Below are 24,283 nucleotides of genomic sequence, written 5' to 3' on the forward strand. Positions count from 1 at the left end.
ATAAATTTGAAAATTTAAAATAAAGATAAAAATATTTAAGGAGGGTTTTAGTGGATAACAATATAAAAAAACTTAGAACAGCAGCTGATATTTCACAAAATGATCTGGCTAAGCTCTGCAATGTGACCAGACAAACCATCAATGCAATTGAAAATAATAAATATGACCCAACTTTAAGTCTGGCATTTTCGATAGCCCACGCATTAAATACGGGAATAGATAAAGTATTCAACTATAACGCCAAAAAAAATTAAGGGAGCGGTTCTTATGAAGAAAATGGATGAGATGCAAAAACACCAATCGGGTATAGCCGCCAGAATAGCATTTAGTTTTTATACTGTCGCTTTACTGATATGGTCATTAATAGATTATTTTAAAAACGGAAATACAGGATGGCAATTTCCAATACTTTTAATAGGCTGCGCACTCTATTTATGGATTCAAGTTTATCATAATCGAAAAACAAGGTAACAATTCCAATACACTTCCGGAGGATTATACAGCAATGTACGAATATAAGTTCATAAAAGTAGAAGTAAACCGATGGAAAGGAAAACCTAAAGAAGACTATAAAGAAATTATTGAAAAGTATTCGCAGCAAGGATGGAAGCTGGTTCAAATTTTTGCTCCTGCTATTTCAGGCTATGGGGCAGCCGATTATTTTGATATTATTTTTGAAAAAAAAGTATAATGTTTCAGTACCAAAGAAAGCCGGATCATACATATGGTCCGGCTTTCTTTGTACGAAATAAGTCAGCAGATACTTTTACGGATTTCACCTCTTAACTATAATTTTTCGGAAATCCGCAATTCAAATAGCTTCCAATATAATTTATTATTTAACTTGCTGGGGATATTGAAAAAATTGGAGGAAAAAATGAATCTACTTTTAAAAACACAAAATAGTAAAGCGATTTTTACATTAGTAGCATCAGGAATCATTGTTCTCGCTCTTTTCAGTATAAAACATAATCATTTAAGCATGGATGTCATCGATATTTTAAACAGAGCTGGAATAATAGCTCCTAGTTGGATTGTCAGTGCTATCACCGCAACGGGTTCAGTCCTGGCTATCATTACTGTTTTAGGATCTCTTGGTGCAGGCTTGCCATTAGCCGTTTTAGAACAATTGGCTGCAGCAAGTACAGCAGCAGCTTAACATAAAACATTAAATTCAATATCCCTGGCAGTCCCTTAAACGAATGGATGAAAATACTTTGTTTAAAAAGAACGTTTTAGTCAAATTGTACATACTCTGTCTGATCTTATTTTTAATTGCTTTATTTACAGCTTATTTTTATACAGATCCCGCTTCAAATGTAAATAATCTAAATCGAAATATCCGTCCGGATTTTTTTCAGATTTTCTTTAATAATATTAAAGTAGCGAGTCTGCTTGTTTTTTTAGGCCCGTTGACGCTGTCACTTGGCACGATTGCAGTTTTAATTATTAATGGATTAATTTTAGGAAATGCCATAGGAAACATCAAAGACAATTTAAACCTTTTACTGCTTGTTATACCCCATGGAATAATTGAAGTCCCGGTATTGCTTCTTGCAGCTTCTGTAGGAATGAAATTAACTTTGGATTTATTACTCCTCAAAATAAATTTAAAATTCACTTTTAAATATATTGGTATTATATTTCTCGGTTTAATGATAGCAGCTATGTTAGAAACATTTATTACACCTATCTTTATAAAAGGAGTCTCTTAGGATTATGCAAATTGAATTATCTTCATTTAAGGACCGAAACATTAATTTTTTGTCCTCATTTTTGTTTTATATTATCGGGCTAGCTTTTTATTTAAGTTCCCTATTACCTTTTATGAAAAGTTTAATTCCCAAAAACATCCCTATACAAGTTGTTGAGCAAGTAAAACATTTAGATTATATCATTGCAATAGCCGCACTGTTTCTTTTAATGTTCGGGGTGATTTTTGAAGGATTTGTATTATTTCTCATTATAAATTTTCTTGGCGCTCAAATTAAGATCAAAACTTTTTATTCCCTATTTATGTTTTCTAACATCCCGGTCGCAATTAAGTTTTTACTTATATCATTCAAAAATATTTTCGCAGAACATCCAAACACTAGTTTATTTTTCACAAGTAATCATTTGATTTTTTCTATCTTTGATTTGTTCAATATTGCATACTTATTTCTTTTGTTTATTCTTCTGAAATGGAGAACAAATTTGAACTACCTGACAATCTCAGTTTTTATTTTTACGGCATTCCTGTATAGAATGTTTTTTTAGCATATATAAATAAACCCCCTCAATAGGGGTTTTTCTTTCATATCGTTCACTGTATACAATTCCTTTTATATGCTTCCGAAACAATACCGACTCTAGTACTCACATTCCACTTTTTACAGAGACCGGCTATGATATATTCGACATTACGCTGCGAGTAGTTTAATGACTTAGCGATCTCTTTATTAGGTTTTTCAGCAATTATCAGTTTAATTACAGAAATTTCAATCTTTTTTAATTCCAATTCATTTTCTACTGCTGTTTTCATTCTAACTTCCTTTCTAAAGATGTATTTACTAAATAATACCCTATTATATAATTTTTATCAATAACATCAATTATTAATGGTAAAATAACTAACTTCTAAGTAGTTTATATACAATAAAAATCCCCCGCGTGTTTCAAGCGGGGGAAATTCTTTTATTTCACAAACCCAAGCAGCATTTCACGAATCATCTTGCTTGCCGTGTTTGCGGTTTGTTCTGAGTGGTCATAGACCGGCGCGACTTCTACGAGGTCGGCGCCTTTTACGTTGACTTCTGAGCGTGCGATTTCATGGATGGACGCGAGCAATTCTTTAGACGTGATGCCTCCTGCGTCAACCGTGCCCGTTCCCGGCGCATGAGCGGGGTCAAGCACGTCGATATCGATCGTGACATAAACAGGGCGTCCCGCAAGCTGCGGCAGCACTTTTTTCAGCGGCCCAAGCACTTCAAACTTAGAAATGTGCATGCCGTTTTCTTTCGCCCATTCAAATTCTTCCTTCATTCCGGAACGGATGCCGAATGAAAATACGTTTTGCGGCCCGATGAGCTCGGCCGCTTTGCGGATCGGAGTAGAGTGGGAAAGCGGTTCGCCTTCATAATCCGTGCGCAGGTCGGTGTGCGCGTCAAAATGAATGATGGCAAGGTCCGGAAATTTCTTATACATGGCTTTTATGACAGGCCATGATACAAGGTGCTCCCCTCCCATGCCGAGCGGGAACTTTCCTTTTTCTAAAATGCTGTCCACGTATTCTTCAATCATATCAAGGCTTCTTTGCGGATTGCCGAACGGAAGCGGAATATCGCCGGCGTCAAAGAAATTCAAATCAGCCAAGTCACGGTCGAGATACGGGCTGTATTCTTCAAGACCGATAGACACCTCGCGGATTCTCCCCGGGCCGAAACGCGAACCCGGACGGTAGCTGACCGTCCAATCCATCGGCATGCCGTAAAGGATGGCGTCCGCCTCTTTCCAGTCGGGGCGGCTTGCGATAAATACTTTTCCTGAATATGCTTCATCAAACCTCATGATAAAACCCTCGCTTTCCTGTAAAAAAGCGCAAGATTCGCTCCTGCGCCGTACGTTTTTATTTGATTAAGTCGCTCACAAATTTCGGAAGAACAAATGCCGCTTTGTGAAGCTCTTTCGTGTAATATTTCGTGTCGATGTCAAAGAAACGGCTGTCCTCCACCTCAAGCGGATCGTACTTTTTAGAACCGATCGTAAATGTCCACAAGCCGCTCGGGTACGTCGGGATATTAGCCGTATACAGACGGGTGATCGGGAAGATTTCTTTCACGTCACGCTGTACGTTTGTAATCAGCTCCGGTGTAAACCACGGGTTGTCCGTCTGCGCGACGAAGATGCCGTCTTCTTTTAACGCCTTGGAAATTCCGGCATAGAAGCCTTTTGAGAACAGATTGACGGCCGGTCCGACCGGTTCTGTTGAATCAACCATGATGACGTCATACTCATTCTCTGATTTCGCGATGTGCATGAAACCGTCATCGACTCTCACGTCGACGCGCGGATCATCAAGCTTGCCCGCAATGGACGGAAGGAATTTTTTAGAGTATTCAATAACCTTGCCGTCAATGTCGACAAGCGTCGCTTTTTTTACGCTTGGGTGCTTCAGAATCTCTCTGATGACACCGCCGTCTCCGCCGCCGACAACGAGGACGTTTTCCGGATTCGGGTGCGTAAATAACGGGACGTGCGCAACCATTTCATGATAGACGAATTCGTCTTTTTCAGAAGTCATGACCATTCCGTCTAAGAACAGCATGTTGCCAAATTCTTCTGTCTCCACCATTTCCAGATGCTGAAATTCCGTCTGTTCCGTATGTAATGTTTGTTTCACCTTTAATGTAATGCCGAAATTCTTCGTCTGCTTCTCCGTATACCAAAGCTCGCTCAATTGTCATCTCCCTTTCAAGGCTTATTTCATTTATTGTAAGCGTCTGTATCGCTTTTATTCCGGTTAAAATCTCATTTTCACCTAAGGAAAAAGTATAGAGGATGGAGGGGAAAAAGTAAAGAAGTGTCCGGTTTGATATGTTTAAAAAACCCCCTTTTTTCACATAATAATAGAATCATGAAAAAGGGGGTTCCCAAAAGTGGATAAAGTATCTGGAAAACAGCTCAGAATCACGTTCAAAATCATCCGCGCCTGCATCTTTCTGACACTGATCGGCGGAATGCTGGCCGGCGTCTGCTTCACATCCGTTCTTCTTGCAGCGAAATGGCAGGGGGCCCCCTCCGTCCGGGTTCCTCAGTCTACGATTCTTTATGCAAATGACGGCTCAAAGCTAGGTGAGACCGATTTCGGGGAAAAGCGCTACTGGGTCCGGTTAAAAGATATCAATCCGATAGCGGTGCAGGCCGCCATTGCGGTGGAGGATCAAAACTTTTACAATCACCACGGTTTTGATTACCGGCGGATGGCTGCCGCCGCGCTGGCTGACATAAAGGCAATGGCCAAGGTTCAGGGCGCAAGCACCATCACCCAGCAATACGCGAGAAATCTCTACCTTGAGCATGATAAGACATGGAAACGAAAATGGAACGAAGCATTTTACACGATCCGCCTTGAACAGAACTATTCTAAAAACGAGATTTTAGAAGGTTATGTAAATACGATATATTACGGCCACGGCGCATACGGAATTGAAGCCGCCTCGCGCCTGTATTTCGGCAAACACGCCAAAGATCTGAACGATGCGGAAGCCGTGCTTTTGGCGGGCATACCGAAAGGCCCGTCCGGCTATTCGCCATATGTCAGCGAAAAGAAGGCCAAACAGCGCCAGGAAACCATTCTCCGACTGATGATCGGCCAAAAAATGATCTCAAAAGAAAAGGCGGAAAGGCTTAAGAAAACGCCGCTTGCCTATCAGCCGCTGAAAAACAGAACCGCGGCGAAAACGGCGCCTTATTTTTACGATGATGCGATGAAAGAACTCGGGAAAAAGCTCGGCATGACGCGCGAACAGCTGGCAACGAGCGGATTGCGTGTTTATACGACGCTTGATAAGCGCATGCAGCGGATTGCGGAAAACACTGTGGCACATACGATCCGTACCGGCTCTGACATTCAGGTCGGCTTTTCCGCGATTGATCCGGCAACAGGGCGCGTGCTTGCGCTTCTCGGCGGACGTGACTACGAAAAAAGCCCGTTTGACCGGGCGACACAGGCGAAACGGCAGCCGGCTTCCACGATCAAGCCGCTTTTGTACTACAAAGCGATTCAAAGCGGCTTTACACCGGTCACGCTGATGAAAAGCGAAGCCACAGAGTTCCAGATTGACGACAACGGAGATACCTATTCTCCAAGCAATTACAACGGCTACTACGCCAATAAACCGATTACGCTGCTTCAGGCGCTTGCGTTATCAGACAACATTTATGCCGTGAAGACCCACCTCTTTCTCGGCATGAATAAGCTCGTGTCGGCGGCAAAGGAATTCGGCATCAGCGAACATTTAAAGCCCCTTCCGTCTCTGGCGCTCGGAACTGAACCCGTGCGCCCGATTGAGATGGTTAATGCCTACGCGATGCTCGCAAACGGGGGAAAACAAATCACCCCTTCCTTTATCACAAAAGTGACGGATACCGCCGGCAACGTCTTGTATGAACAGCCGCGCGGACATCAGCAGACGCTTGATAAAAAAGCCGCTTTTGTGACGGCGAGCATGATGACGGGCATGTTTGATCAGGATTTAAACGGCTATACTTCCGTCACGGGACGCACCATTTCTGACCGGCTGACCCGAACCTATGGCGGTAAATCAGGCACGACGAGCGCAGACAGCTGGATGATCGGCTTTAACCCGGCTCTTGCCGCCGGTGTATGGACAGGCTATGACAAAAGCAGCACGATTGATTCAGTAGAAGAAAAAAGCTATGCGAAGACGATTTGGGCGGACTTTATGGAGAAGGCGCTCGAAGGAGAACCGGAAATAGCGCTTAAACCGCCGAAGGGCGTGACGGGCGTCTATATCGACCCCGCTTCCGGCTACACTTCGGGACCCGGCTGCGCCGCAAAGCATTATACGTATTTCATCGCAGGCACTGAGCCCGCGGATGTATGCTACGGACCGGAACCGTCTAAAAAAGAAAAGGAACACGCCCCCGCCCGCAAAGAAGCTCCGCGCAAAAAATGGTGGGATAAGTGGCTCGGCAAAAAAGACTGAGCCCGGTGCATTGCGCGCCGGGCTTTAATCCGCGTCTTCCTCAAGCACCCACGGGAGCAAGAGTGAAAAGTCGAGATGGATAATGGGGTCAGGAAAACCCTTCGGTATAAAAAATGTTGTACTCGCCAATGAAAACGAAAAGCGGATATCTCCCGCCCTCTCGATATGAAACTTCGGCCAGCCTTCCCTAAACCTGCCGACAATCGGATAGCTGCCCGCATAATGATGCAGGCCGTTTTCCTTTCCATGCTCCCCCAAATCGTGACAGACAGCCGGACGAATCCCAAACTGCGTAAACAGCCTTGTTTTCTCGGCGGGAAGGAGATTCACCGCCTCGGAAAAGTTCCGGCAGTGCCCGCAATCACAAGGATCAGGCCATGATTTTTCGTATTGTTTTCTCGTTGCCGCCGCATCTGCTTCAATGACCCAAGGCCCGATTTCAAAGACGGTGAACATGATGAAACCTCCGCGTAAACATGAAAAACCCCGAGTCTTGGTTCGGCTCGGGACTTTCCATGTCCTGATTCTGTATCAACAGTTTACTCAGTACAATTGCAAAATAGTGCAAATATTTATAAAGTTCACAAAAAGTTCATAAATTATTTTTCTTCCGGGAGCAGACCTGTTTTCAATTCATCGGATGAACGTTCCCAGAGCCCTTGGTCATGCTTCTGCAGAAATTCAGCAAGCACCTGCTTTGAGCTGGCGTCCATTTTATCCACGATAATGCAGCGCTTCATTGATTTATCCATTAAATTCACATGCTCCGGCAATGACTTATAGCCTCTGCGGATACTTCTGTCCACGGTCATTTCACAAGCCGTCACACCCGCGTAATAAGGGCCTTCTTCTTTTCTGTCGATGGTGACCCACACGAGCCAGTACGGTTTTCCGTTCGGCACTTCATCTTTGTTCGGCAGGAATTTGATGCCTTTTTCAACGACACTGCGGGCATGCATTGCGCCGATGTCAACGAAGGCTTCCTTCTCTTCCACATCGACAAATACCGGAGAAATATTGTCAAGGCTCAGCGCCCCGGCGCCAAAACCGCCATGTCCGTCGGTCGGATCACTTTTAATAATATTAAATCCGATTGTTTTCTTCTTTTTTTCTTCCATGAAAATACCCTCCTACAAAAGCGGTTGAAATATAATGGCAAATACCTTGAGAATCCAGTCTCTCCCCTCGCTTAACAGCGGCCACACGACATAGGAGCCGACCGGTGTCACAAACAGCACGAGAAACACGATAATCCCGTAACTCTCAAACTGAGTCATTTTGGCGCGCACCCGCGGCGGCACGAGATCCTCAATAATCCGGTAGCCGTCAAGCGGAGGAAGCGGCAGCAGGTTGAATAAACACAGCGCGAGATTCAGCTGAATCCAAATAGAGAAAAAGCGGTCAAGGCCCATGCTGAATGCTGAAAGCAGCTCCATTCCGTAAGCATGCATCAACACTAGCAAAAAGAAACCGATAAAGGCAAGAAGCAGGTTGCTTACAGGCCCGGCGACGGAAACCAGCACTCCCGCCAGCCGCGGTCTTTTAAAGGCGCGGCGGTTCACCGGCACCGGACGGGCCCAGCCGAAACCCGCGACCAAAATTAGAATCGTTCCGAAAACATCAAGATGTTTAATCGGATTGAGCGTTAATCTGCCCTGTCTCGCCGCGGTATCGTCTCCGAACCGATACGCAACATACGCGTGCGCCAGTTCATGCATCGTAAATGCCACAATCAGCGTAATCACGACATAGGGCATAAGCTCCAGCGGATAATATAAAAATCTGTCCAAATGTAAAAATCCCCTTTTTTAAAAAATGCAAGATTGTCCTTCATTCAGTATACTATAAGTGACCTCTCTTCCAAAGAGAGGAAACGATAAAGGAGGATCAGCACCATGCCGCTCGTAACCGTTAAAATGCTTGAAGGCCGCACAGATGAACAAAAACGGAATCTGGTTGAAAAAGTGACAGAAGCCGTAAAAGAAACGACAGGCGCAGCCGAAGAAAAGATCATTGTCATGATTGAAGAAATGAGAAAGGATCATTACGCCGTCGCCGGCAAACGGATCAGCGATACGGAGTAATCCTTGATAACGGCCGGCGCTGCTATGTCAGGCCGGCTTATTTCATTACTTTTTCAACGAGGCTGAAAAAGGTATTCTTTTCTTCCTCTGTCAATTTTTCAAACAGCTCGTCAATGAGCATCTGCCGGTTTTCAATCATTTGCATGGCCGCCATTTTTCCCGATTCGGAAAGCGTCATCCATACCGTGCGCCGGTCTTCGTTATTTCTCGACCTTTCCACGAAACCCTCTTTTTCTAAATGATTCAGAGCGGTTGTCGTGGCTGAAGGCGATAATGTGACTTCCTGCAATATATCTTTAATCGTGCACGTGCCGTGCCGGTAAATAATCCTGAGAATAAATCCTCTGATATTGTTTATACTCTTCGGAATTGTCGCCTCATCAAGCTTTTTCGTGCTCTTTAAATATTTCGTGAGCGCGTAATCCAGTACATTTGCTTGCAATATATCGTGCTCCATGCAGAAACTCCCCATTTCAAGATGCATCCATCATCATTTGATTGTTTTTTATTACATTTTACTGATACTTCGCGGGGAAAGTCAAAATTTCGGCCGGAAAGCCCGCAACTTTTATCCTGCCCTATACAGACTATTATCTCCTACTTTTTCACCCATCCCTTTTATGCAATGCTGGTTTTATAGACATGATTCAGGTAAAATCATTAAGGGTGACTGCGTTTGACGGAAAGGATAATCTGATCGGATGCGGCAGACAATATGACTGGAAAAGAAACGGAACAGACGGGGAAACAGAACACAGGATTGTCGATTACACAGAAGATGTGACACGGGTAAAAGCCAAAGAGCCCCTCTTGGCTTTTGCTTTTGGATGGAGGGATGCGTGTTGCGGAATATCCTACAAAAAAAAGACATCACCCAGCTGCTTGAACAAAGCAGAAACAGGCAGACTGCCAAAACGATGGGTGGATTTGATTTAACTTTACTGGGCATCGGCGCCGTCATCGGGACGGGCGTCATGGTTCTTACAGGCATTACGGCCGCGAAAAATGCCGGGCCTTCCGTAATCTTTTCTTTTATCATTGCAGCCGTTGTCTGCAGCCTTGCAGCATTATGTTACGCCGAAATCGCTTCTGTTCTCCCGGTTTACGGAAGCGCCTATATTTACTCTTATACCACCATGGGAGAAATTGTCGGCCATTTAATGGGCTGGACGCTCTTATCCGTTTATATGGTGACGGCGTCGGCGGTGGCAAGCGGCTGGTCAAGTTATTTTAATAATCTGTTAGCCGAAATCGGCATGCCTTTGCCGGACAGTCTGCTGCACGTGCCGAGCCAGGGGGGCATCGTCAACCTTCCTGCCATCATCATTACTCTATTAATTGCCGTCGTTCTGTCACGCGGCTCCAAGGAGAGCAAAACCTTTAATAATGTAATGGTTCTCGTAAAAATCGGAATTGTTTTGCTGTTTATCATCACAGGAAGCTTTTTTGTAAAGCCGGGCAATTGGCATCCTTTTATGCCTTTTGGAATCAAAGGCGTGATTACAGGGGCTTCTGCCGTCTTTTTTGCGTTTCTCGGGTTTGACGCGATTTCCGCTTCGGCTGAAGAAGTCAAAAAACCGCAGCGCAACCTGCCGATCGGTATTATCGGTTCCCTGGTGATCTGTACATTGGTATACGTCATCGTCTGTCTCGTCATGACGGGTATGGTTCCGTATTCACAGCTTAATGTGCCGGAAGCCATGTCTTATGTGTTACAGACTGTCGGACAAAACGCGGTGGCGGGCGTTATCGCTGCCGGTGCGGTGATCGGACTGATGGCCGTCGTTCTCGCCCATACCTATGCGGCGACCCGTATATCTTTTGCGATGGCAAGAGACGGAATGCTGCCGAAAGTCTTTACCATTGTCGGAAAGAAATCGGGAGCGCCGATCTTTAATACGTGGCTGATCGGACTGATCAGCGCCTGCATCGCGGGTTTTGTTGATCTGAAAGAGCTGTCGGATCTCTCAAACATCGGCGCGCTATTGACATTTGCCATGGTCAGTCTGTCCGTGCTGATTCTGCGCCGCACCCATAAGGATCTGCCGCGGGGATTTAAAGTGCCTTTTGTACCCGTACTGCCGATTTTGGCCATTATCTGCTGTTTGTTTTTAATGGTCAATCTGCCGCTGAAAACGTGGCTTTATTTTGCCGTCTGGCTGATCATCGGCGTCATCGTTTACTTTTTATATTCGTACAAGCACAGCAAATTGAGACAATAAACAAAACCAGGCCCGCTTTATCGCGGCCTGGTTTTTTCATCAAAAAAGACGAAAGCCATCGCCTTTAACAAATGTGTTTCAGCTCTTCTATGTAGTGAAGCGCCTCATCATATTCTTCATCCGTATATTTCTGTTTGCTTTTTATCGTAAACACTTTCTCTTTCTTTTCCTCAGCTTCAAGACCGTCAAAATACAAAATCGTAGACACCAGCTCCAGAAACCGGGATGAGCGGCTGTTGACGCTGTCGATGTACTTCTTCATATCCGGCATCGTAAGCTCCGCATGATGTAAAAACTCGGCTCCCGTCTCCGTCAGCGAGTACCGGTATTGAAAGTAGCCGCCCTTTTTTTCCTTCACCTCATCCAGAAACCCAAGATTGCACAGCTCTTCAATTCGAAGCGTCAGTTCTTCGGAATACGGGCCGTAAAAATGAAAATCATATTTTTCGTAGAAAGGATACTGCATTTTCTTCGCGATATAAATGATTTTCTGCAGCTTTTTCCGCCCGATGATTTCTCCAGAATCCGAGAACACCTTCATCAGTTTTGCATGTTCTTTCAACAAATTCCCGACATCTCCTTTTCCTTCTTTACCAAAATCCTTCTATGTCAGTCCCAGCAGCTGCCGGATTTTTAATTTTGCTTCAGGGTTTTCTGAATCGTCACAAATGAGGTCCATCGGATAGTAGAGCTTATGGTCCGTCCGGCGTTTGCCCGAAATGGATTCGACAATGGCGGACTGCCTGGACAGCTCTTTGATCTGGCCGTTCTGCGTTAACAGGTGAATCGGCAGACGCTCCTCCTCTTCACCCGGCCGGTAAAAATCATACGGCAGATCCGATGAAGAATCGACCACTAAATAATAATTGGGATCAATTCCCGCCTCTTTAAACAGAGCGGTCAGTTCAAAATAAGCCGACATTTCCTCATTGGGGTTAAATTCGGCATATTGAAACAGCTGGCGGTTAATGAAGCGGCGGCACAAGTCGGACAGAATCGGGTCCTCTTCTTCCTCCCAAGCCTGGAAATAATATAAAATGATGGCTTCATCAAGCTTCAGATAATCCGCAAGCGTCAGCTTCCCTTCAAAAATGGAATAAAAATGAACGGGAGCATGCGTGAATATATACCCTTCTTCATGGAGCTGCTTCGCACGGTGGAGAATTTTCGTCAAAATGACTTCAGCGCTTCTCGTCACTGGATGAAAATACACCTGCCAGTACATTTGATAGCGGCTCATAATATAGTCTTCGACGGCGTGCATGCCGCTTTGCTTAATGACGATCTGGTCCTCTCGCGGACGCATCACCCTTAAAATCCGTTCCATATCAAAATGTCCGTAGCTGACGCCCGTATAGTATGCGTCCCGCTGAAGGTAATCCATCCTGTCGGCGTCAATCTGGCTCGAAATCAGGCTGACCACCTGCTTGTTTTTGTATGTTTTGGCAATGACTTCAGCAACATCCTGCGGAAATCCCGGTCCCGCCTTTCTGAGAACCTGATTCACCTCGGTGTCGCCGAGAATGATTTCCCTCGTATAGTCTTCATGATCCAGATGAAAAACCTTTTCAAAGGAATGCGAAAACGGCCCATGTCCCAAATCGTGCAAAAGCGCGGCGCTGAGACAGAGTTCGCGTTCATTGTCATCCCATTCAGGACGCCCTTTAAAAACATCATCAACCATTCGTCTGACAATCTCATAGACGCCGAGAGAATGGTTAAAACGGCTGTGTTCCGCGCCGTGAAACGTCAAATACGTCGTACCGAGCTGTTTGATCCGGCGCAGCCGCTGAAATTCACGGGTGCCGATCAAATCCCAGATCAGCTTGTCCCGCACATGAACATAGCGGTGAACGGGATCTTTAAACACTTTTTCTTCTGATAATTTTCCGTTTGGATACGCCATCGTCATTCCCTCTTTTTTTTAGCCGTGATTCTATTATATCGGCTCTGTAATTTGAAAACATCCTTGAATTTGTCCGGCGTTTTGTTCCAGTTTTCCGTCATTGATTTTTTGAAGCAAAAAAGCCTGACCCATCGGGCGAGGCTGTCATAAAAATACACATTTACTTTTTGATCTTCTTTTTCACTTTCTCAATCAGCTCGTCCTCAGTCGGCGCCGACAGCGGGCGGTTGTTTACGAAAGCAAACGATTTTTTGCGTCCGGGCCCGCAATATGACTGACATCCGACCTCCACTTTTGCATCCGGGTCAGCTTCTTTCAAACGCGGCAGCAAAGTCTTAATATTGGTGGCCTGGCAATCATCACACACTCGGAATTCATTAGCCATGATGTACGCTTCCCTTCATTCAATGTTCCTCTATGTTAAATCTTAATTTTAAAAACGAAAAAAATCACATCACATCTCATTGTACAAGGATTCATCTTATCCTGCAAGGCTCTGCGTATCTCTCATTCTTTCAGCCAATTTGTATAAATATTTTCCAATCTGGACATTCTAATACCATCAAAGATATTGGGGGTTGAGAACATTGACAAAACAAAGACAGGACGCCTGGTCGGAGGAAAATGACCTGCTGCTTGCGGAAACCGTGCTCCGTCACGTTCGGGAAGGAAGCACGCAGCTGAATGCCTTTGAAGAGGTAGGCGATAAATTAAACAGAACGTCGGCAGCGTGCGGATTCAGGTGGAATGCTGTCGTCCGCCATCAATATGAAAAAGCGCTTCAGCTTGCCAAAAAACAGCGGAAACAGCGGATGCGCGCGCTCGGAAACGGCCAGCCGGCCAAGAAGAAACTATTATACCAGCCGCCTGCACCGGATGCGGACATCATGCAGGAAACCGCAGCCGAAGAGACGGTTCAAACGGAAGCGCCAAAAGAAGATCGGCAAGCCGTCATGTCCGGCGAACATATGCCTTATGTCGATGAAAGCTTCAAGGAAGAGTTAGCTAGTTTATCACATTTGCTGGCGCCTCAGCAGCCGAGCCAAAAGGCGGAGCTCACAATGGCAGACGTCATTCAATTTCTGCAGAGCTATGAAGGCAGCGGAAAGCAAACTTCCGCCCTGCAAATGGAAAATGACCGTTTAAAACGGGAAAACCAAGAACTTCAGTCTAAAACCGAGCAGCTGGAAGCGGCCGTCGAAAAGCTTGAAAAAGATCAAAAAACCATTCAGGAAGACTACGAAACCTTGGTGAAAATTATGAACAGAGCCAGAAAACTAGTTTTATTTGAAGACGACGAGCATGCCTCTCCGTCCTTTAAAATGGACCGGAACGGCAATTTAGAAAAAATGGCCGAATAACGGAAAAACCCCTTTCCTTGTCATGGAAAAAGGGGTTTTTGCCATTTGTCAATGACGCGCATCCTGATCTATATTAATGTAAACATTGTTCAGGAGGCCTTCTTCCCGCAAGGGCTGCGCATCTCGGTCCCCGCCCGCACATAAGCATAAAGATTCAATTCCTCATCCCAAATGGTTCTTGGGAATTATTGATCGATTAGCTACTGTGCAATACACTGTATAGAGAATACAATTATTAGATATGATGGGAATGATAGTAAATGAGTAGCCAATTACGAAAAGGAGCGTTGGAACTTTGTGTGTTGTCCCTGCTTCTTTATGAAGATTTATATGGTTATGAATTAATCAAGATCATAAGTGAAACGTTCCCTGTATCGGAGGGCACCATCTACCCCATATTACGAAGACTCACAAAAAATAACTGCCTAAAAACGTATACAGCAGCTTCCGATCAAGGCCCATCACGCAAATATTACAAAGTAACAGAAGAAGGCGCCTTTTATCATCAAACATTAAAATCGGAATGGCTTGACCTGTCCGAAAAAGTGAACAGCATCATTAAGGAGGGAAAATGAATGTGTAAAGACCAATATTTAAAACATCTCCGGCGGGAAATAAAAGATCTGCCGGAACTTGAGCAAAAAGAGATACTCGCCGATATCGGCGAAATATTCCAAATGGGCGGCGCTGAAGGAAAAAGCGATGAACAAATCGCCGGCAATTTAGGAAACCCCAAAACACTTGCGCGCGCCTTAAAAGCGGATATTTTCATCAATGATGCCGAGGAGCAGAAAACATGGCGCTCCTTTTTCAAAGCATTCGGCCTGATGCTGGGTATGGGCATGTTCAACTTCATGTTTATGCTGACACCGTTTCTTTTTGCCTCTGTTGCGGTGTTAAGTTTGATGGCGATCGGCCTGATGCTGATGACCGGATCATTCTTTCTCCTTGTAAAAGTGCCGATTGTAACAGCCATTTTTAACGGATGTATGGTTCTTGGAGCGGGTATGGCGGTGTTTATGGCCGGATTTGATCTTTCGAAACTGATATTCCGCATCTTTTTGCGCTATTTCAAATGGAATGTCAGCGTTGTAAGGAGGGAAACCATTGAATCGAAAAATGTGGTATAGCATTGCTCTCATTTTAATCGCTGCCGGCCTGATCGGAAGCATGTTCTTCGGTTTTGACGGCTTTTACCCTAAATCATAAGGAAGGTGTGCAAATATCATGACTGAACCAGCCCTGATATTAAAAGATGTCTCTAAAACAATCAATCATACCCCTATTGTACAGTCAATTTCTTTCGATGTGAGAAAAGGCGAGATATTCGGCCTTTTAGGGCCGAACGGCTCAGGAAAAACCACTATTTTCAGAATGATCGTACAGCTTATTAAAAAAACAGAAGGAGCCATTTCATTCAGAGGCAGACCGGACAGCGACTTTGAATATTTTATGAGACATATCGGGGTTATCATTGAAGGCCCGGATATGTATCCGAATATGACCGCTTTGCAAAACCTGAAATATTTCACCAGACTGCGGAGCACCTCGCTGAAAACGGATGACCTTATGAATACCCTTGCAAAAGTCGGACTAGATCAGGCTGCCAGCAAAAAAGTGAAACATTTCTCATTAGGCATGAAACAGCGCTTGGGGCTCGCTTATTCTCTTCTTCACAATCCCGGGTTATTAATTCTGGATGAACCGATGAACGGCCTCGATCCTAAAGGTATGAAAGAATTGCGCACCATTCTTTCTGATTTAGCGAAGCAAGGGGTTTCTATTTTATTATCAAGCCATTTATTGTCGGAAATGGAAGAGATTTGCGATAGGGTTGCCTACATTAAAAAGGGACGGATTTTAGGAATTGAAGACATGAAGAACAGACATAATCTTGGTCAGAAAAAGCTGTTTACCGTCACGGTCGATCATCCGGCAAGGGCGAAAGAAATATTAGAGCGGGAAGGTATTCTTCAAGTACAGCAAAAAGACAGCCGCGTCATTGAATTGGAAGCGGAAGAAGATACCATCCCGTATGTCATTAAATCTTTGGCAGAGAAAGAGATTCTGATTTCCCGCGTTTCTGCAAGAACTTTGTCATTGGAAGAGAAATACATGATGATTACAGATCAGGAGGACGCGGTATGAGCATATTTCATCTGGCGCAGAACGAATTCATAAAAATAACCCGAAAAAAAGGCACACTTTTATCTCTTTTTTTCCTGTTTCTCATCGTTTTGCTGGCCGGCCTTATTATGAATCATGAGTTAGATGCTTCCTCGGATAACAATTGGAAAGAACGGCTTCTCGCCGAAAAAAAACAGGAAGAAATTGATAAACCGGCTGAAACGACAGGCGTTTATTATTCTGCTGATGTTAAGAATAAAGACTATTATTTGGAGCATAACATCAACCCTTATGAATGGAACGGCTGGAGGTTTTTCGGCACGGTTACTTCAAACGGGCTTGAGATTTTCGTAAGCTTAACCGCGATTTTAACCGTCAGCGGGGTTGTTTCTAAAGAGTTTGCCCTTGGGACGATTAAGTTTATCGCTACAAGCCCGAACCGAAGATGGCGGATTTTAACATCGAAATTTCTGGCCTCCCTTCTGTTTACCGGTATGGTTTACTTATTTTACTGTATGAGCTGTTTGCTGATCGGCGGCGTGTTATTCGGTTTTTCCAATGCTTCATATCCGCTCGTCTATACTCATTTAAATGACAGTCTGTATACCATCAGTTCAATCAAAGCATCCGGAATCATTCTGCTTTTGCGTTTCATATCAATTATAAGCATTGTCACCATTGCGTTCACTTTGTCAGTATTGTGCAAAAGCCAGGCGCTCTCCCTCTGCTTATCGATTTTACTGCTGTTTGCCGGCAGTATATTGGGCGGAACTGATTTGCTTGCCCAATTTACGTGGTATAAATTTACGCTCTTTCCGCATTTAAACCTCGTTGCTTATGTAAATAAAAGCGCGGGTGATGCGATTTCAACGTTAAACATCCCCTATTCCGTGACGGTTATAGCGATCTACTTTCTTATTTGTTTATTGATTTCTTTTTCCGTCTTTCAAAAGAGAGACATTACAGCATAGACAGAGAGGCGGCGGCATAATGAGCGGACGGCAGGAAATACTGCCGGTCCAGCAATTTGCCGCTGACCGCCCCTTGGTCCATCGCTAATGGATTCAAATAACCGAAGCTCCCGCTGCTTCGCTGCTGAAAGCGTAGAAATTCCCGCCCTTCCCGTATAAAAAGCGCCTCATCGAATTGGAGAAATTTCATAATGGCTGTGTATTTTGCAACGGCGTCAATGTGATACTTTCTGCACTCGGCTAACATTAAACCTGAAAAAGCAAAGTCTGATGTTTTGTACCATTCCGTGAGAAAAGGCTGCAATTCTTTCATTTGCAAATAAGTGACGGCATAAAGGGCATCCGCCTGTTCTTCCTGGATGCCGCCCGGTGCCATGAGCAAATCGGCCTCACGTTTCATTACGGTTTCTAAGAACACGATCAGTTCTTCCGGAGTCATCGCCCCAAAATAAGCCCCTAACACCATGAGGATCATAGAGGAAGGCTCTGATTTCAGTTCCTCTTGTAAACCGCGGACCATTTGTTCAAGTCCGTTATGAAAAAAGATGCTTTTTGCGGCATCCATCCTGCGGTATATATGATACGCATACGCGAACAGGACCGGATGGCATTCGTGCGTTTTTTCTCCAAAATAACGGTCTAAGAATAGAATGACTTCTTCTGTATCCTTTCTTTTTTCAAAGTGATGACATGCCGCTAAACCGCAAAACAGGTGCATGAGATCATCTGCTTCCATTTCTTCCGGCTGCAGCTGAATGTTCTTCCAAAAACCCAGCAGCCATTCTTCTGTTTTTTTTATATTAAAATGTTCCTTGACTATCCGCATGTTCCACACTCCAGATTCAGAATCTCAATCGCCGGCAGAAGAGCCGGAGCACAATGAATGGATGGATTCTCGTTATTTATATGATGAAGAGCCGCTTGACAGCCATAAAAAAATGGATCGATACACGATTGGATAAATAACATATTGCACAGCTGTTTCATTTTTCGGCTGCCGAGACAAAACACAAGCCATTTTTGAATGGACGCCTTCAAGCCGGGATGAAGCAGATGCTCTCCCTCATTCAAATGAAGAAGACAGTACTCGACAAACTCCAGCTCGTTTTCAGCTGTTCTTTTCCATGCGTCATGGAGCAAAGGCTGAAACATCGAATTCTTGTAAAAGCGCACTTTTTCATGGTCAGTTGACATTCCCAGCTCGTTCAGCAAACCGGCGAATTCGGCGTATTTAAAATAAGGCCATTCTTTTTTTATAAGATAGCCGTTTTGCAATCCGTGACGTATGACCTGATCATCCGAATCCATTCCCTGCTTCTTTTTATAAGCTTTTGCCGTTAAATAGATATGAATCAACTCATTGACAATGGCCGTGTTACAGTGAAACAGATCTTCCCAGCATGACTTATCAACGAAAGCGGAGGCAATCCTTTCAGTATGTTCTTTTACAGCGGAAGAATGGCTCGTCTTCCTGCAGTATTTGCAGAAGCCGGCAAACAGCTGAATGCTCTTTTGATCCGGAAGCGATTGTTCAGCAAAAGATAATAAAAATTGATCCGCCTCTTCAGCTAATCTGTTCAAGTTAATCGTTCCTTTCTGCTCTAAGACAGGCATGCGCGGCACCCGCGGCGACAAGTGTTGTATGATAGCAATGTTTGAACACATCTTCTCTTCGCTGTTCACCTTTCAAACCGGGTTTATGTTGATAGGTGATGCTCGGGACATTCCCCTCTTTCATTCGGCCCTGATAGATTTTATTCCAGGCTGCTTCATAGAGCGGTTTATGGTTGTCCTTATCCATGTCGATATGTAAAAAAGAGCTGCACATCAATAATTCACTGGTAATATCTAAATTCTCAAGACAGATATAGATCCCGAGAAATTTCAGGACCTTTTCTTTTAAGGACGGCAGATGATACTCTTTATCCGTAAGCGAAGAACATCCCATGTCTGTTATATAAAAAATCGTATGAGTGATACTGTACGCATCATGATCCGTCATATATGTATTTGGGATATCCTGACCAGCTGCTGTGTAGTGATATAAGTCAGAAAAATCCGTTATTTCCGAGGTTACGCCTGCTCTTTGCAGACTGTACTTCAGATCCATTTTCCGAAAGGGAATTTTAGCAAGGCTGCGATCAAAACGCGCTGCCGTGAATTTTTCCAGCTCCCATATCACCGAAGCCCGTGACGGATGATCAGTCAAGGTAAGAAATTCACCCGCAATAGCCAATCCGGCGAGACCGTCCGGATCAAAATGAATAAATTCTTCAAGCTGATCATTACGGAGCCTTTCTGTAATAAACTCCGTTAAAACAGCAACTTCCTTATCATCTGCCTGATTTCTGATCAGGTAATTGGTAAGAAAAATGAGTTCTATAAATGTTTTAAGGCGCCACCTGAAATCATTCGCTACTTTATGATTCATATCAAAGTAATGGATATTTTTAACAATCCATGACAGTGCTCCCCGCTTAATTTCTCTTATATACTCTTGTGTCACACTCTCACCGCCTCGTCTCAGATGTGTAGGCTCCAAACAGTGATTATCCTACTTTTGAGCGGCTAAATCAGAGAAATTCAAATTCGGGTTTTGATTGTCTTCTTGGCTCGGCACTACAAGCACCCAGCCGCTCCAAGCGAAAGAATTGCCTGATTGTTCCGCATCTCCGGCTAACAAATGCGTCGGGATCGTGATTCTTTTTTCTTCTTTTATTTTTTTAAAGTTCATATCTCCATCTCCTTCAGTTTATAGAATTATTTGGAACCTACATAAATATATTAATCAAATAAGGTATATAATGTAAACTAGTTTTCATATAACACTTCTTTTTCACTATAACTAAATAGTATATAATTACCAAAAACAAAAAAAGCCCGGACTTAGTCCAAGCTTTCCTGCGTGCCGAACACCTTCTCATTCCGTTCCAGCATTCGGGTCAGATTTTTTTCAAATACCTTCTCTTCTTCCGGCGATAATCCGGCTTCATACAGGCGGCCGCTGAGTTCCTTCAGTTCGGTCAAAAGCGCCAGCATTAAGTCTTGCACGGTAATGTCCGTTTGCAGCAATTCGCTTAATGAAGCCATCGTTTCGGGCCGGATATCGGGATATACGCCTTTTGTATCGTTGCTTTTGTCTTTTAAAGCGGCTTGATAGAAACGTCTGATCAGATCGGCGCGTTCGCTTCCGCTTTTATCGGCGCAGAGATAAATCTGAACCGCGGTTCCGCCCCGCAGGCGCCTTTGTGAGATTCCCGCGAATTTTCGGCCGCCGATGCTGAGATCGTAGCTGCCCGGACAGTACGATCCTTTAATTTCATATGCTTCAATTTCAGCATTGTGCGGACGCAGCATCCGCCGCACCAGCTCTGTCATCGCCTCGTAGCCTCTGTCGATGTCGATGCCTTTTTTCTCATCTTCAAAAATAAGCGAGATATTCAATACGCCTTCGTCCAGTACGACGGCGAGGCCTCCGGAATTGCGGACAATGACACTGTAGCCTTCGTCCTCCAGCAATTTCACGCCGTCCTCTAAAAACGGCAGACGCGTGTCCTGAATGCCGAGCACGATCGTCCGGTGGTGCACCCAGGAGCGTGCCGTCGCAGGCGATTCCCCTTTGCCTACGGAGGCGCACAGCGTATCATCCATTGCGAATGACTGCTTCGCATCAAAATAAGGGCCGAGGCTGGATTGGTCAATGATTCTCCAGCTCGGCTGCATCAGTAAATCAATCGGTTGCTTTCCCATCTATATTAAATCCCTTTCGTCATAGGCTTTCCATGCATTTATTATATCACTCCGCTTGAGATGATTGAAATTGGCTTTTCAAAAGTGCGATGAAGATTTCTTTGTTTTTTGTGTTCTCCATAATGGAAGATTGGATGATAGACAGCTTCCGTTTTAAGGAGAATCCTTTTATCTCAAGCACGGAAATGCTGCCGTGAAGCAGATCCTTTTGCAGCACGCTTTTTGACAGAACGGAAAGACCCATTCCGCTGATCACGGCTTCTTTGACGCCCTGGTTGCTGCTGATCGTCATCATGGATTTCGGCCGCAGTCCGTTTGATTGAAGGACGTGGTCTAAATATTCCCTCGTTCCCGAACCCTTCTCCCTCGTCACCCACGCTTGATTTTGCAATTCGGCAGCCGGGATGTTTTTTCTGCCGGCGAGCGGGTGTCCGTTCGGTGCGGCAATACACAATTCATCCTCCATAAACGGCTGAATGTCGAGCTCGTTTTTCCCCGTATGCCCTTCAATTAATCCGATATCGGCTTGAAGCATCCGAACCGCTTCGCTGACCTCCTCCGTGTTTCCGATCATGACGTCCAGGTTCAGCTCGGGATACTCGTTATGAAGCTTTGCGAGAAGCGGCGGCAGAATATATTCGCCGATGGTAAAGCTCGCGGCGATTTTGAGCTTCCCTTTGACATAATGATGATGGGCGTAAATTTCGGTTTTCGCCTGTTCGTACAAAAAGACCATCTGCTTGGCGCGCTGATAGAGGATGTCCCCCGTCGGCGTAGTCGTAAAGTGCTTCGGAGAGCGGTTCAGCAAGGCGGTTTGAAATTCTTTCTCCAGGTTTTTAATGTGAAGGCTGACGCTTGGCTGAGAAATCATCAGCTTCTGCGCCGCCTTTGTAAAGTTTTTTTCTTCCACGACGGCAATGAATGTTTTCAGTTCCCCATAATACAAAAAGCATCGCCCCTAATCATTATTTTTCCTAATCGTTTAGATCATATAAATATATTTTACTAATGATTAAGACCGCAGTAAAGTGGAGTTATCAAGATAATGGGAAGTGACTGAGATGAAGATGGTAAAAGGTGTTTCAGTTACCGCAGGAATTGCGTTTGCGGCTTTCTATGTCAGCCGCCTGCCGTTTTTGCATATGTTCGGAATGCTTGTCCTTGCAATGCTGATCGGCATGCTTTGGCGCGCCGTATTCGGACAGCGGGCGGCATTAGAGCCGGGGATCGCGTTCTCAAGCAAATACTTGCTGAAAGCAGGCATCATCCTGCTTGGTATGAGACTGAATCTGGCGGATATCTATCATGCGGGCTGGCACGTATTTGCAATTGCCGTCTGCTGTATGATGTTTGCGGGTGCCGTTGTATACGGACTGTCCCGGCTGTTCCGTATAGATCAGACACTCAGCACGCTGACAGCCTGCGGCACAGCGATCTGCGGAGCGGCTGCCATTGCCGCGATCGCGCCGCAGATCAGATCAAATGAAAATGCAGCCGCCATCAGCGCGGCCGCCGTTTCGTTATTAGGAACCGTTTTTACTGTTGTATATTCTCTTTCTTATCATGTATTGGGCTTTTCTCCTGCGGCTTACGGAGCCTTTTGCGGGGCAACGCTTCACGAGGTGGCGCATGCGGCGGCGGCCGGCAGCGCCGGAGGAAAAGCAGCCGTCGAGATGGCGGTGATCGTCAAACTGACCCGGGTCGCGCTGCTCGTCCCGGCCGCATTCATGCTCGGAATGCGGGCGCGCCGCAGCGGAAAGTCAAAGACGGCTTCTGCCGCTTCACTCCCCATCCCTTGGTTTATCTTCGGATTTCTCGGAATGAGCGCCATCCATACATCAGGCGTCATTTCAGCCGCGCATTCCGAATTTCTTGTTCAAGTGTCTTATGTTTTAATTGGCATGGCGATGGCGGGTCTCGGTTTGAAAGTCCATATATCGGCGTTTCGTCATAACGGCTGGCGGGCGCTCGCAGCAGGCTTGATTGGCTCTCTCTGTTTGTCCCTGTTCGGCTGGGCCGCAGTGACGTTTTTTCTATAAAAAATGCCGGCCCTCGTAAAGGCCGGCTTTTGCGGATTACAGCGCTTGAGCAGCCGTAATTAACGCAAGATTGTAGACGTCTTCCGCATTACATCCTCTGGAAAGATCGTTTACAGGCATATTCAATCCTTGCAGAATCGGTCCGACCGCTTCAAAGCCGCCTAAGCGCTGAGCGATTTTGTAGCCGATGTTTCCTGCTTCAAGGCTTGGGAATACAAATACATTCGCGTCTCCTTTAATGTCGGAGTCCGGCGCTTTTTTCTCCGCGACAGACGGCACAAATGCAGCGTCGAATTGGAATTCGCCGTCCAGCGTAAGCTCAGGCGCTTTTTCCTTCGCAATTTTCACGGCTTCAGCCACTTTGTCCGTCTCATCTGATTTCGCCGATCCTTTTGTAGAGAAGCTGAGCATGGCAACGCGCGGGTCAATGTCAAACATTTGAGCCGTATTGGCGCTTTCAATGGCAATTTCGGCAAGGTCCTGGCTGTCAGGGGCAATGTTGATCGCGCAATCAGCGAATACATATTGCTCGTCACCGCGGGCCATGATGAAGACGCCTGATGTTTTTTTCACGCCTTCTTTTGTTTTAATGATTTGAAGTGCAGGGCGCACCGTATCGGCTGTAGAATGTGCAGCTCCGCTGACAAGTCCGTCTGCGAGACCTTTGTACACAAGCATCGTGCCGAAATAGTTTTCGTCCAGCAAAGCTTTGCGGGCCTGTTCTTCCGTCGCTTTGCCTTTGCGGCGTTCTACGAAAGCCTGAACGAGTTCTTCCATGCCTTCATATGTATGCGGGTCAAAAATGTCCACGCCGTCAAGCGTAAGGTTTAATTCTTTCGCTTTTGCTTGAATGTCTTCTTTATTGCCGACTACGATCGGCTTTAATACCTTGTTGCCCGCCAAGTTGTTGACCGCAACCAGGATACGTTCGTCCAACCCTTCAGGAAATACGATTTTCACATCTTTTCCTGCGACTTTTTCTTGTACTTTTGTAAATAAATCTGCCACGATATACCCTCCTCTATGTTGACAAAAAACGCTTACTTTTACAGCATACTCTTCTTCCAGCTAAATTCAAATAACCAACTTCCATTATAGCGCTTTCAAAAAGAA

31 protein-coding genes are annotated in these 24,283 nt (G+C 45.1%); 14 read left to right on the top strand and 17 right to left on the bottom strand.

Features of this window, described 5'->3' with window-relative positions:
- The first annotated feature begins 50 nt into the window (after nucleotides 1-50).
- From AR442_RS16225 to AR442_RS16245, 5 genes are all read left to right on the top strand, one after another.
- Complete coding sequence (locus tag AR442_RS16225; protein ID WP_003151064.1) at nucleotides 51-254, top strand: helix-turn-helix transcriptional regulator; 204 nt, start codon at nucleotides 51-53, stop codon at nucleotides 252-254.
- 13 nt (nucleotides 255-267) lie between these two features.
- Nucleotides 268-471, top strand: coding sequence for a hypothetical protein (locus AR442_RS16230; protein WP_007407641.1), 204 nt, complete (start codon nucleotides 268-270; stop codon nucleotides 469-471).
- Between the two features lie 34 nt (nucleotides 472-505).
- The gene (locus AR442_RS16235) at nucleotides 506-691 is read left to right on the top strand and encodes a DUF4177 domain-containing protein (RefSeq protein WP_014419130.1); all 186 of its coding nucleotides are present in this window, start codon (nucleotides 506-508) and stop codon (nucleotides 689-691) included.
- A 186-nt stretch (nucleotides 692-877) separates the two neighbouring features.
- Complete coding sequence (locus AR442_RS16240) at nucleotides 878-1,159, top strand: hypothetical protein (RefSeq protein WP_045209208.1); 282 nt, start codon at nucleotides 878-880, stop codon at nucleotides 1,157-1,159.
- A gap of 43 nt (nucleotides 1,160-1,202) precedes the next feature.
- The gene (locus tag AR442_RS16245) at nucleotides 1,203-1,715 is read left to right on the top strand and encodes a stage II sporulation protein M (RefSeq protein WP_031304384.1); all 513 of its coding nucleotides are present in this window, start codon (nucleotides 1,203-1,205) and stop codon (nucleotides 1,713-1,715) included.
- Between the two features lie 590 nt (nucleotides 1,716-2,305).
- Here the strand turns inward: AR442_RS16245 and AR442_RS16255 are convergent.
- The 3 genes from AR442_RS16255 to speE form a co-directional block, all read right to left on the bottom strand.
- Nucleotides 2,306-2,524, bottom strand: coding sequence for a helix-turn-helix transcriptional regulator (locus AR442_RS16255; protein WP_003151056.1), 219 nt, complete (start codon nucleotides 2,522-2,524; stop codon nucleotides 2,306-2,308).
- A 152-nt stretch (nucleotides 2,525-2,676) separates the two neighbouring features.
- Nucleotides 2,677-3,549, bottom strand: a complete 873-nt coding sequence (gene speB, locus AR442_RS16260) for an agmatinase (RefSeq protein ID WP_053285340.1) — start codon at nucleotides 3,547-3,549, stop codon at nucleotides 2,677-2,679.
- 58 nt (nucleotides 3,550-3,607) lie between these two features.
- Entirely contained in the window at nucleotides 3,608-4,438 is an 831-nt protein-coding gene (gene speE, locus AR442_RS16265) for a spermidine synthase (protein WP_003151052.1), read from the bottom strand.
- Between the two features lie 199 nt (nucleotides 4,439-4,637).
- On the opposite strand from speE, the gene AR442_RS16270 reads away from it, so the two are divergent.
- Entirely contained in the window at nucleotides 4,638-6,710 is a 2,073-nt protein-coding gene (locus AR442_RS16270) for a transglycosylase domain-containing protein (RefSeq protein WP_014419133.1), read from the top strand.
- Between the two features lie 24 nt (nucleotides 6,711-6,734).
- Here AR442_RS16270 and AR442_RS16275 read toward each other — a convergent pair whose 3' ends face one another.
- The 3 genes from AR442_RS16275 to AR442_RS16285 all read right to left on the bottom strand — a co-directional run bounded on the left by AR442_RS16275 (nucleotide 6,735) and on the right by AR442_RS16285 (nucleotide 8,500).
- Nucleotides 6,735-7,166: a hypothetical protein gene (locus tag AR442_RS16275; RefSeq protein WP_014419134.1), complete on the bottom strand. Its 432-nt coding sequence runs from the start codon at nucleotides 7,164-7,166 to the stop codon at nucleotides 6,735-6,737.
- Nucleotides 7,167-7,309: 143 nt separating this feature from the next.
- A complete protein-coding gene (locus AR442_RS16280; RefSeq protein WP_007407649.1) occupies nucleotides 7,310-7,828 on the bottom strand; it encodes a YwhD family protein in 519 nt (172 codons plus the stop codon).
- A 12-nt stretch (nucleotides 7,829-7,840) separates the two neighbouring features.
- On the bottom strand, nucleotides 7,841-8,500 hold the full coding sequence (locus tag AR442_RS16285) for a site-2 protease family protein (RefSeq protein ID WP_003151043.1): 660 nt from the start codon (nucleotides 8,498-8,500) through the stop codon (nucleotides 7,841-7,843).
- 105 nt (nucleotides 8,501-8,605) lie between these two features.
- Here AR442_RS16285 and AR442_RS16290 point away from each other — a divergent pair, with 105 nt between their 5' ends.
- Nucleotides 8,606-8,794, top strand: coding sequence for a 2-hydroxymuconate tautomerase (locus AR442_RS16290; protein ID WP_003151042.1), 189 nt, complete (start codon nucleotides 8,606-8,608; stop codon nucleotides 8,792-8,794).
- Nucleotides 8,795-8,831: 37 nt separating this feature from the next.
- On the opposite strand, the gene AR442_RS16295 is transcribed toward AR442_RS16290, so the two are convergent.
- Complete coding sequence (locus AR442_RS16295; RefSeq protein WP_029972881.1) at nucleotides 8,832-9,251, bottom strand: MarR family transcriptional regulator; 420 nt, start codon at nucleotides 9,249-9,251, stop codon at nucleotides 8,832-8,834.
- Nucleotides 9,252-9,636: 385 nt separating this feature from the next.
- On the opposite strand from AR442_RS16295, the gene AR442_RS16300 reads away from it, so the two are divergent.
- Entirely contained in the window at nucleotides 9,637-11,016 is a 1,380-nt protein-coding gene (locus AR442_RS16300; RefSeq protein ID WP_015240784.1) for an amino acid permease, read from the top strand.
- A 64-nt stretch (nucleotides 11,017-11,080) separates the two neighbouring features.
- Here the strand turns inward: AR442_RS16300 and AR442_RS16305 are convergent, their stop codons facing one another.
- The 3 genes from AR442_RS16305 to AR442_RS16315 form a co-directional block, all read right to left on the bottom strand.
- Nucleotides 11,081-11,581: a YwgA family protein gene (locus AR442_RS16305; RefSeq protein WP_007407653.1), complete on the bottom strand. Its 501-nt coding sequence runs from the start codon at nucleotides 11,579-11,581 to the stop codon at nucleotides 11,081-11,083.
- A 39-nt stretch (nucleotides 11,582-11,620) separates the two neighbouring features.
- Nucleotides 11,621-12,922, bottom strand: a complete 1,302-nt coding sequence (locus tag AR442_RS16310; RefSeq protein WP_003151035.1) for an HD domain-containing protein — start codon at nucleotides 12,920-12,922, stop codon at nucleotides 11,621-11,623.
- Nucleotides 12,923-13,082: 160 nt separating this feature from the next.
- A complete protein-coding gene (locus tag AR442_RS16315; RefSeq protein ID WP_003151034.1) occupies nucleotides 13,083-13,307 on the bottom strand; it encodes a YuzB family protein in 225 nt (74 codons plus the stop codon).
- A 202-nt stretch (nucleotides 13,308-13,509) separates the two neighbouring features.
- Between AR442_RS16315 and AR442_RS16320 the strand changes: the two genes are divergently transcribed.
- The 5 genes from AR442_RS16320 (at nucleotide 13,510) to AR442_RS16340 (ending at nucleotide 17,381) form a co-directional block, all read left to right on the top strand.
- On the top strand, nucleotides 13,510-14,283 hold the full coding sequence (locus AR442_RS16320; protein WP_012118695.1) for an RsfA family transcriptional regulator: 774 nt from the start codon (nucleotides 13,510-13,512) through the stop codon (nucleotides 14,281-14,283).
- Nucleotides 14,284-14,543: 260 nt separating this feature from the next.
- Entirely contained in the window at nucleotides 14,544-14,858 is a 315-nt protein-coding gene (locus tag AR442_RS16325) for a PadR family transcriptional regulator (RefSeq protein ID WP_026092292.1), read from the top strand.
- Entirely contained in the window at nucleotides 14,859-15,413 is a 555-nt protein-coding gene (locus AR442_RS16330) for an HAAS signaling domain-containing protein (protein WP_017418702.1), read from the top strand.
- A gap of 97 nt (nucleotides 15,414-15,510) precedes the next feature.
- Entirely contained in the window at nucleotides 15,511-16,431 is a 921-nt protein-coding gene (locus tag AR442_RS16335) for an ATP-binding cassette domain-containing protein (protein ID WP_014419137.1), read from the top strand.
- Nucleotides 16,428-17,381, top strand: a complete 954-nt coding sequence (locus AR442_RS16340; RefSeq protein ID WP_053285339.1) for an ABC transporter permease — start codon at nucleotides 16,428-16,430, stop codon at nucleotides 17,379-17,381. The genes AR442_RS16335 and AR442_RS16340 overlap by 4 nt, the downstream gene beginning before the upstream one ends.
- Here AR442_RS16340 and AR442_RS16345 read toward each other — a convergent pair.
- From AR442_RS16345 to AR442_RS16370, 6 genes are all read right to left on the bottom strand, one after another.
- On the bottom strand, nucleotides 17,371-18,207 hold the full coding sequence (locus tag AR442_RS16345) for a hypothetical protein (RefSeq protein ID WP_014419139.1): 837 nt from the start codon (nucleotides 18,205-18,207) through the stop codon (nucleotides 17,371-17,373). The two genes, AR442_RS16340 and AR442_RS16345, sit on opposite strands and share 11 nt — an antisense overlap.
- On the bottom strand, nucleotides 18,198-18,995 hold the full coding sequence (locus AR442_RS16350; RefSeq protein WP_053285338.1) for a hypothetical protein: 798 nt from the start codon (nucleotides 18,993-18,995) through the stop codon (nucleotides 18,198-18,200). Before AR442_RS16350 ends, AR442_RS16345 begins: the two co-directional genes overlap by 10 nt.
- Nucleotides 18,964-19,887, bottom strand: a complete 924-nt coding sequence (locus AR442_RS16355; RefSeq protein ID WP_014721963.1) for a DUF6895 family protein — start codon at nucleotides 19,885-19,887, stop codon at nucleotides 18,964-18,966. The genes AR442_RS16350 and AR442_RS16355 overlap by 32 nt, the downstream gene beginning before the upstream one ends.
- A gap of 48 nt (nucleotides 19,888-19,935) precedes the next feature.
- A complete protein-coding gene (locus tag AR442_RS16360) occupies nucleotides 19,936-20,115 on the bottom strand; it encodes a hypothetical protein (RefSeq protein ID WP_003151018.1) in 180 nt (59 codons plus the stop codon).
- Nucleotides 20,116-20,267: 152 nt separating this feature from the next.
- The gene (gene lipL / locus AR442_RS16365; RefSeq protein ID WP_053285337.1) at nucleotides 20,268-21,131 is read right to left on the bottom strand and encodes an octanoyl-[GcvH]:protein N-octanoyltransferase; all 864 of its coding nucleotides are present in this window, start codon (nucleotides 21,129-21,131) and stop codon (nucleotides 20,268-20,270) included.
- Nucleotides 21,132-21,177: 46 nt separating this feature from the next.
- The gene (locus AR442_RS16370; RefSeq protein ID WP_014419143.1) at nucleotides 21,178-22,077 is read right to left on the bottom strand and encodes a cysJI operon transcriptional regulator CysL; all 900 of its coding nucleotides are present in this window, start codon (nucleotides 22,075-22,077) and stop codon (nucleotides 21,178-21,180) included.
- Between the two features lie 115 nt (nucleotides 22,078-22,192).
- Here AR442_RS16370 and AR442_RS16375 point away from each other — a divergent pair, with 115 nt between their 5' ends.
- Nucleotides 22,193-23,170: a YeiH family protein gene (locus AR442_RS16375; RefSeq protein WP_014419144.1), complete on the top strand. Its 978-nt coding sequence runs from the start codon at nucleotides 22,193-22,195 to the stop codon at nucleotides 23,168-23,170.
- 36 nt (nucleotides 23,171-23,206) lie between these two features.
- Here AR442_RS16375 and pta read toward each other — a convergent pair whose 3' ends face one another.
- Nucleotides 23,207-24,178 carry a phosphate acetyltransferase gene (pta, locus tag AR442_RS16380; protein ID WP_003151012.1) on the bottom strand — a complete coding sequence of 324 codons (972 nt, stop codon included), beginning with the start codon at nucleotides 24,176-24,178 and terminating at the stop codon, nucleotides 23,207-23,209.
- Nucleotides 24,179-24,283: the final 105 nt, after the last annotated feature.

This window comes from Bacillus velezensis (genome assembly GCF_001461825.1).
GTDB classification, from domain to species: Bacteria; Bacillota; Bacilli; order Bacillales; family Bacillaceae; genus Bacillus; species Bacillus velezensis.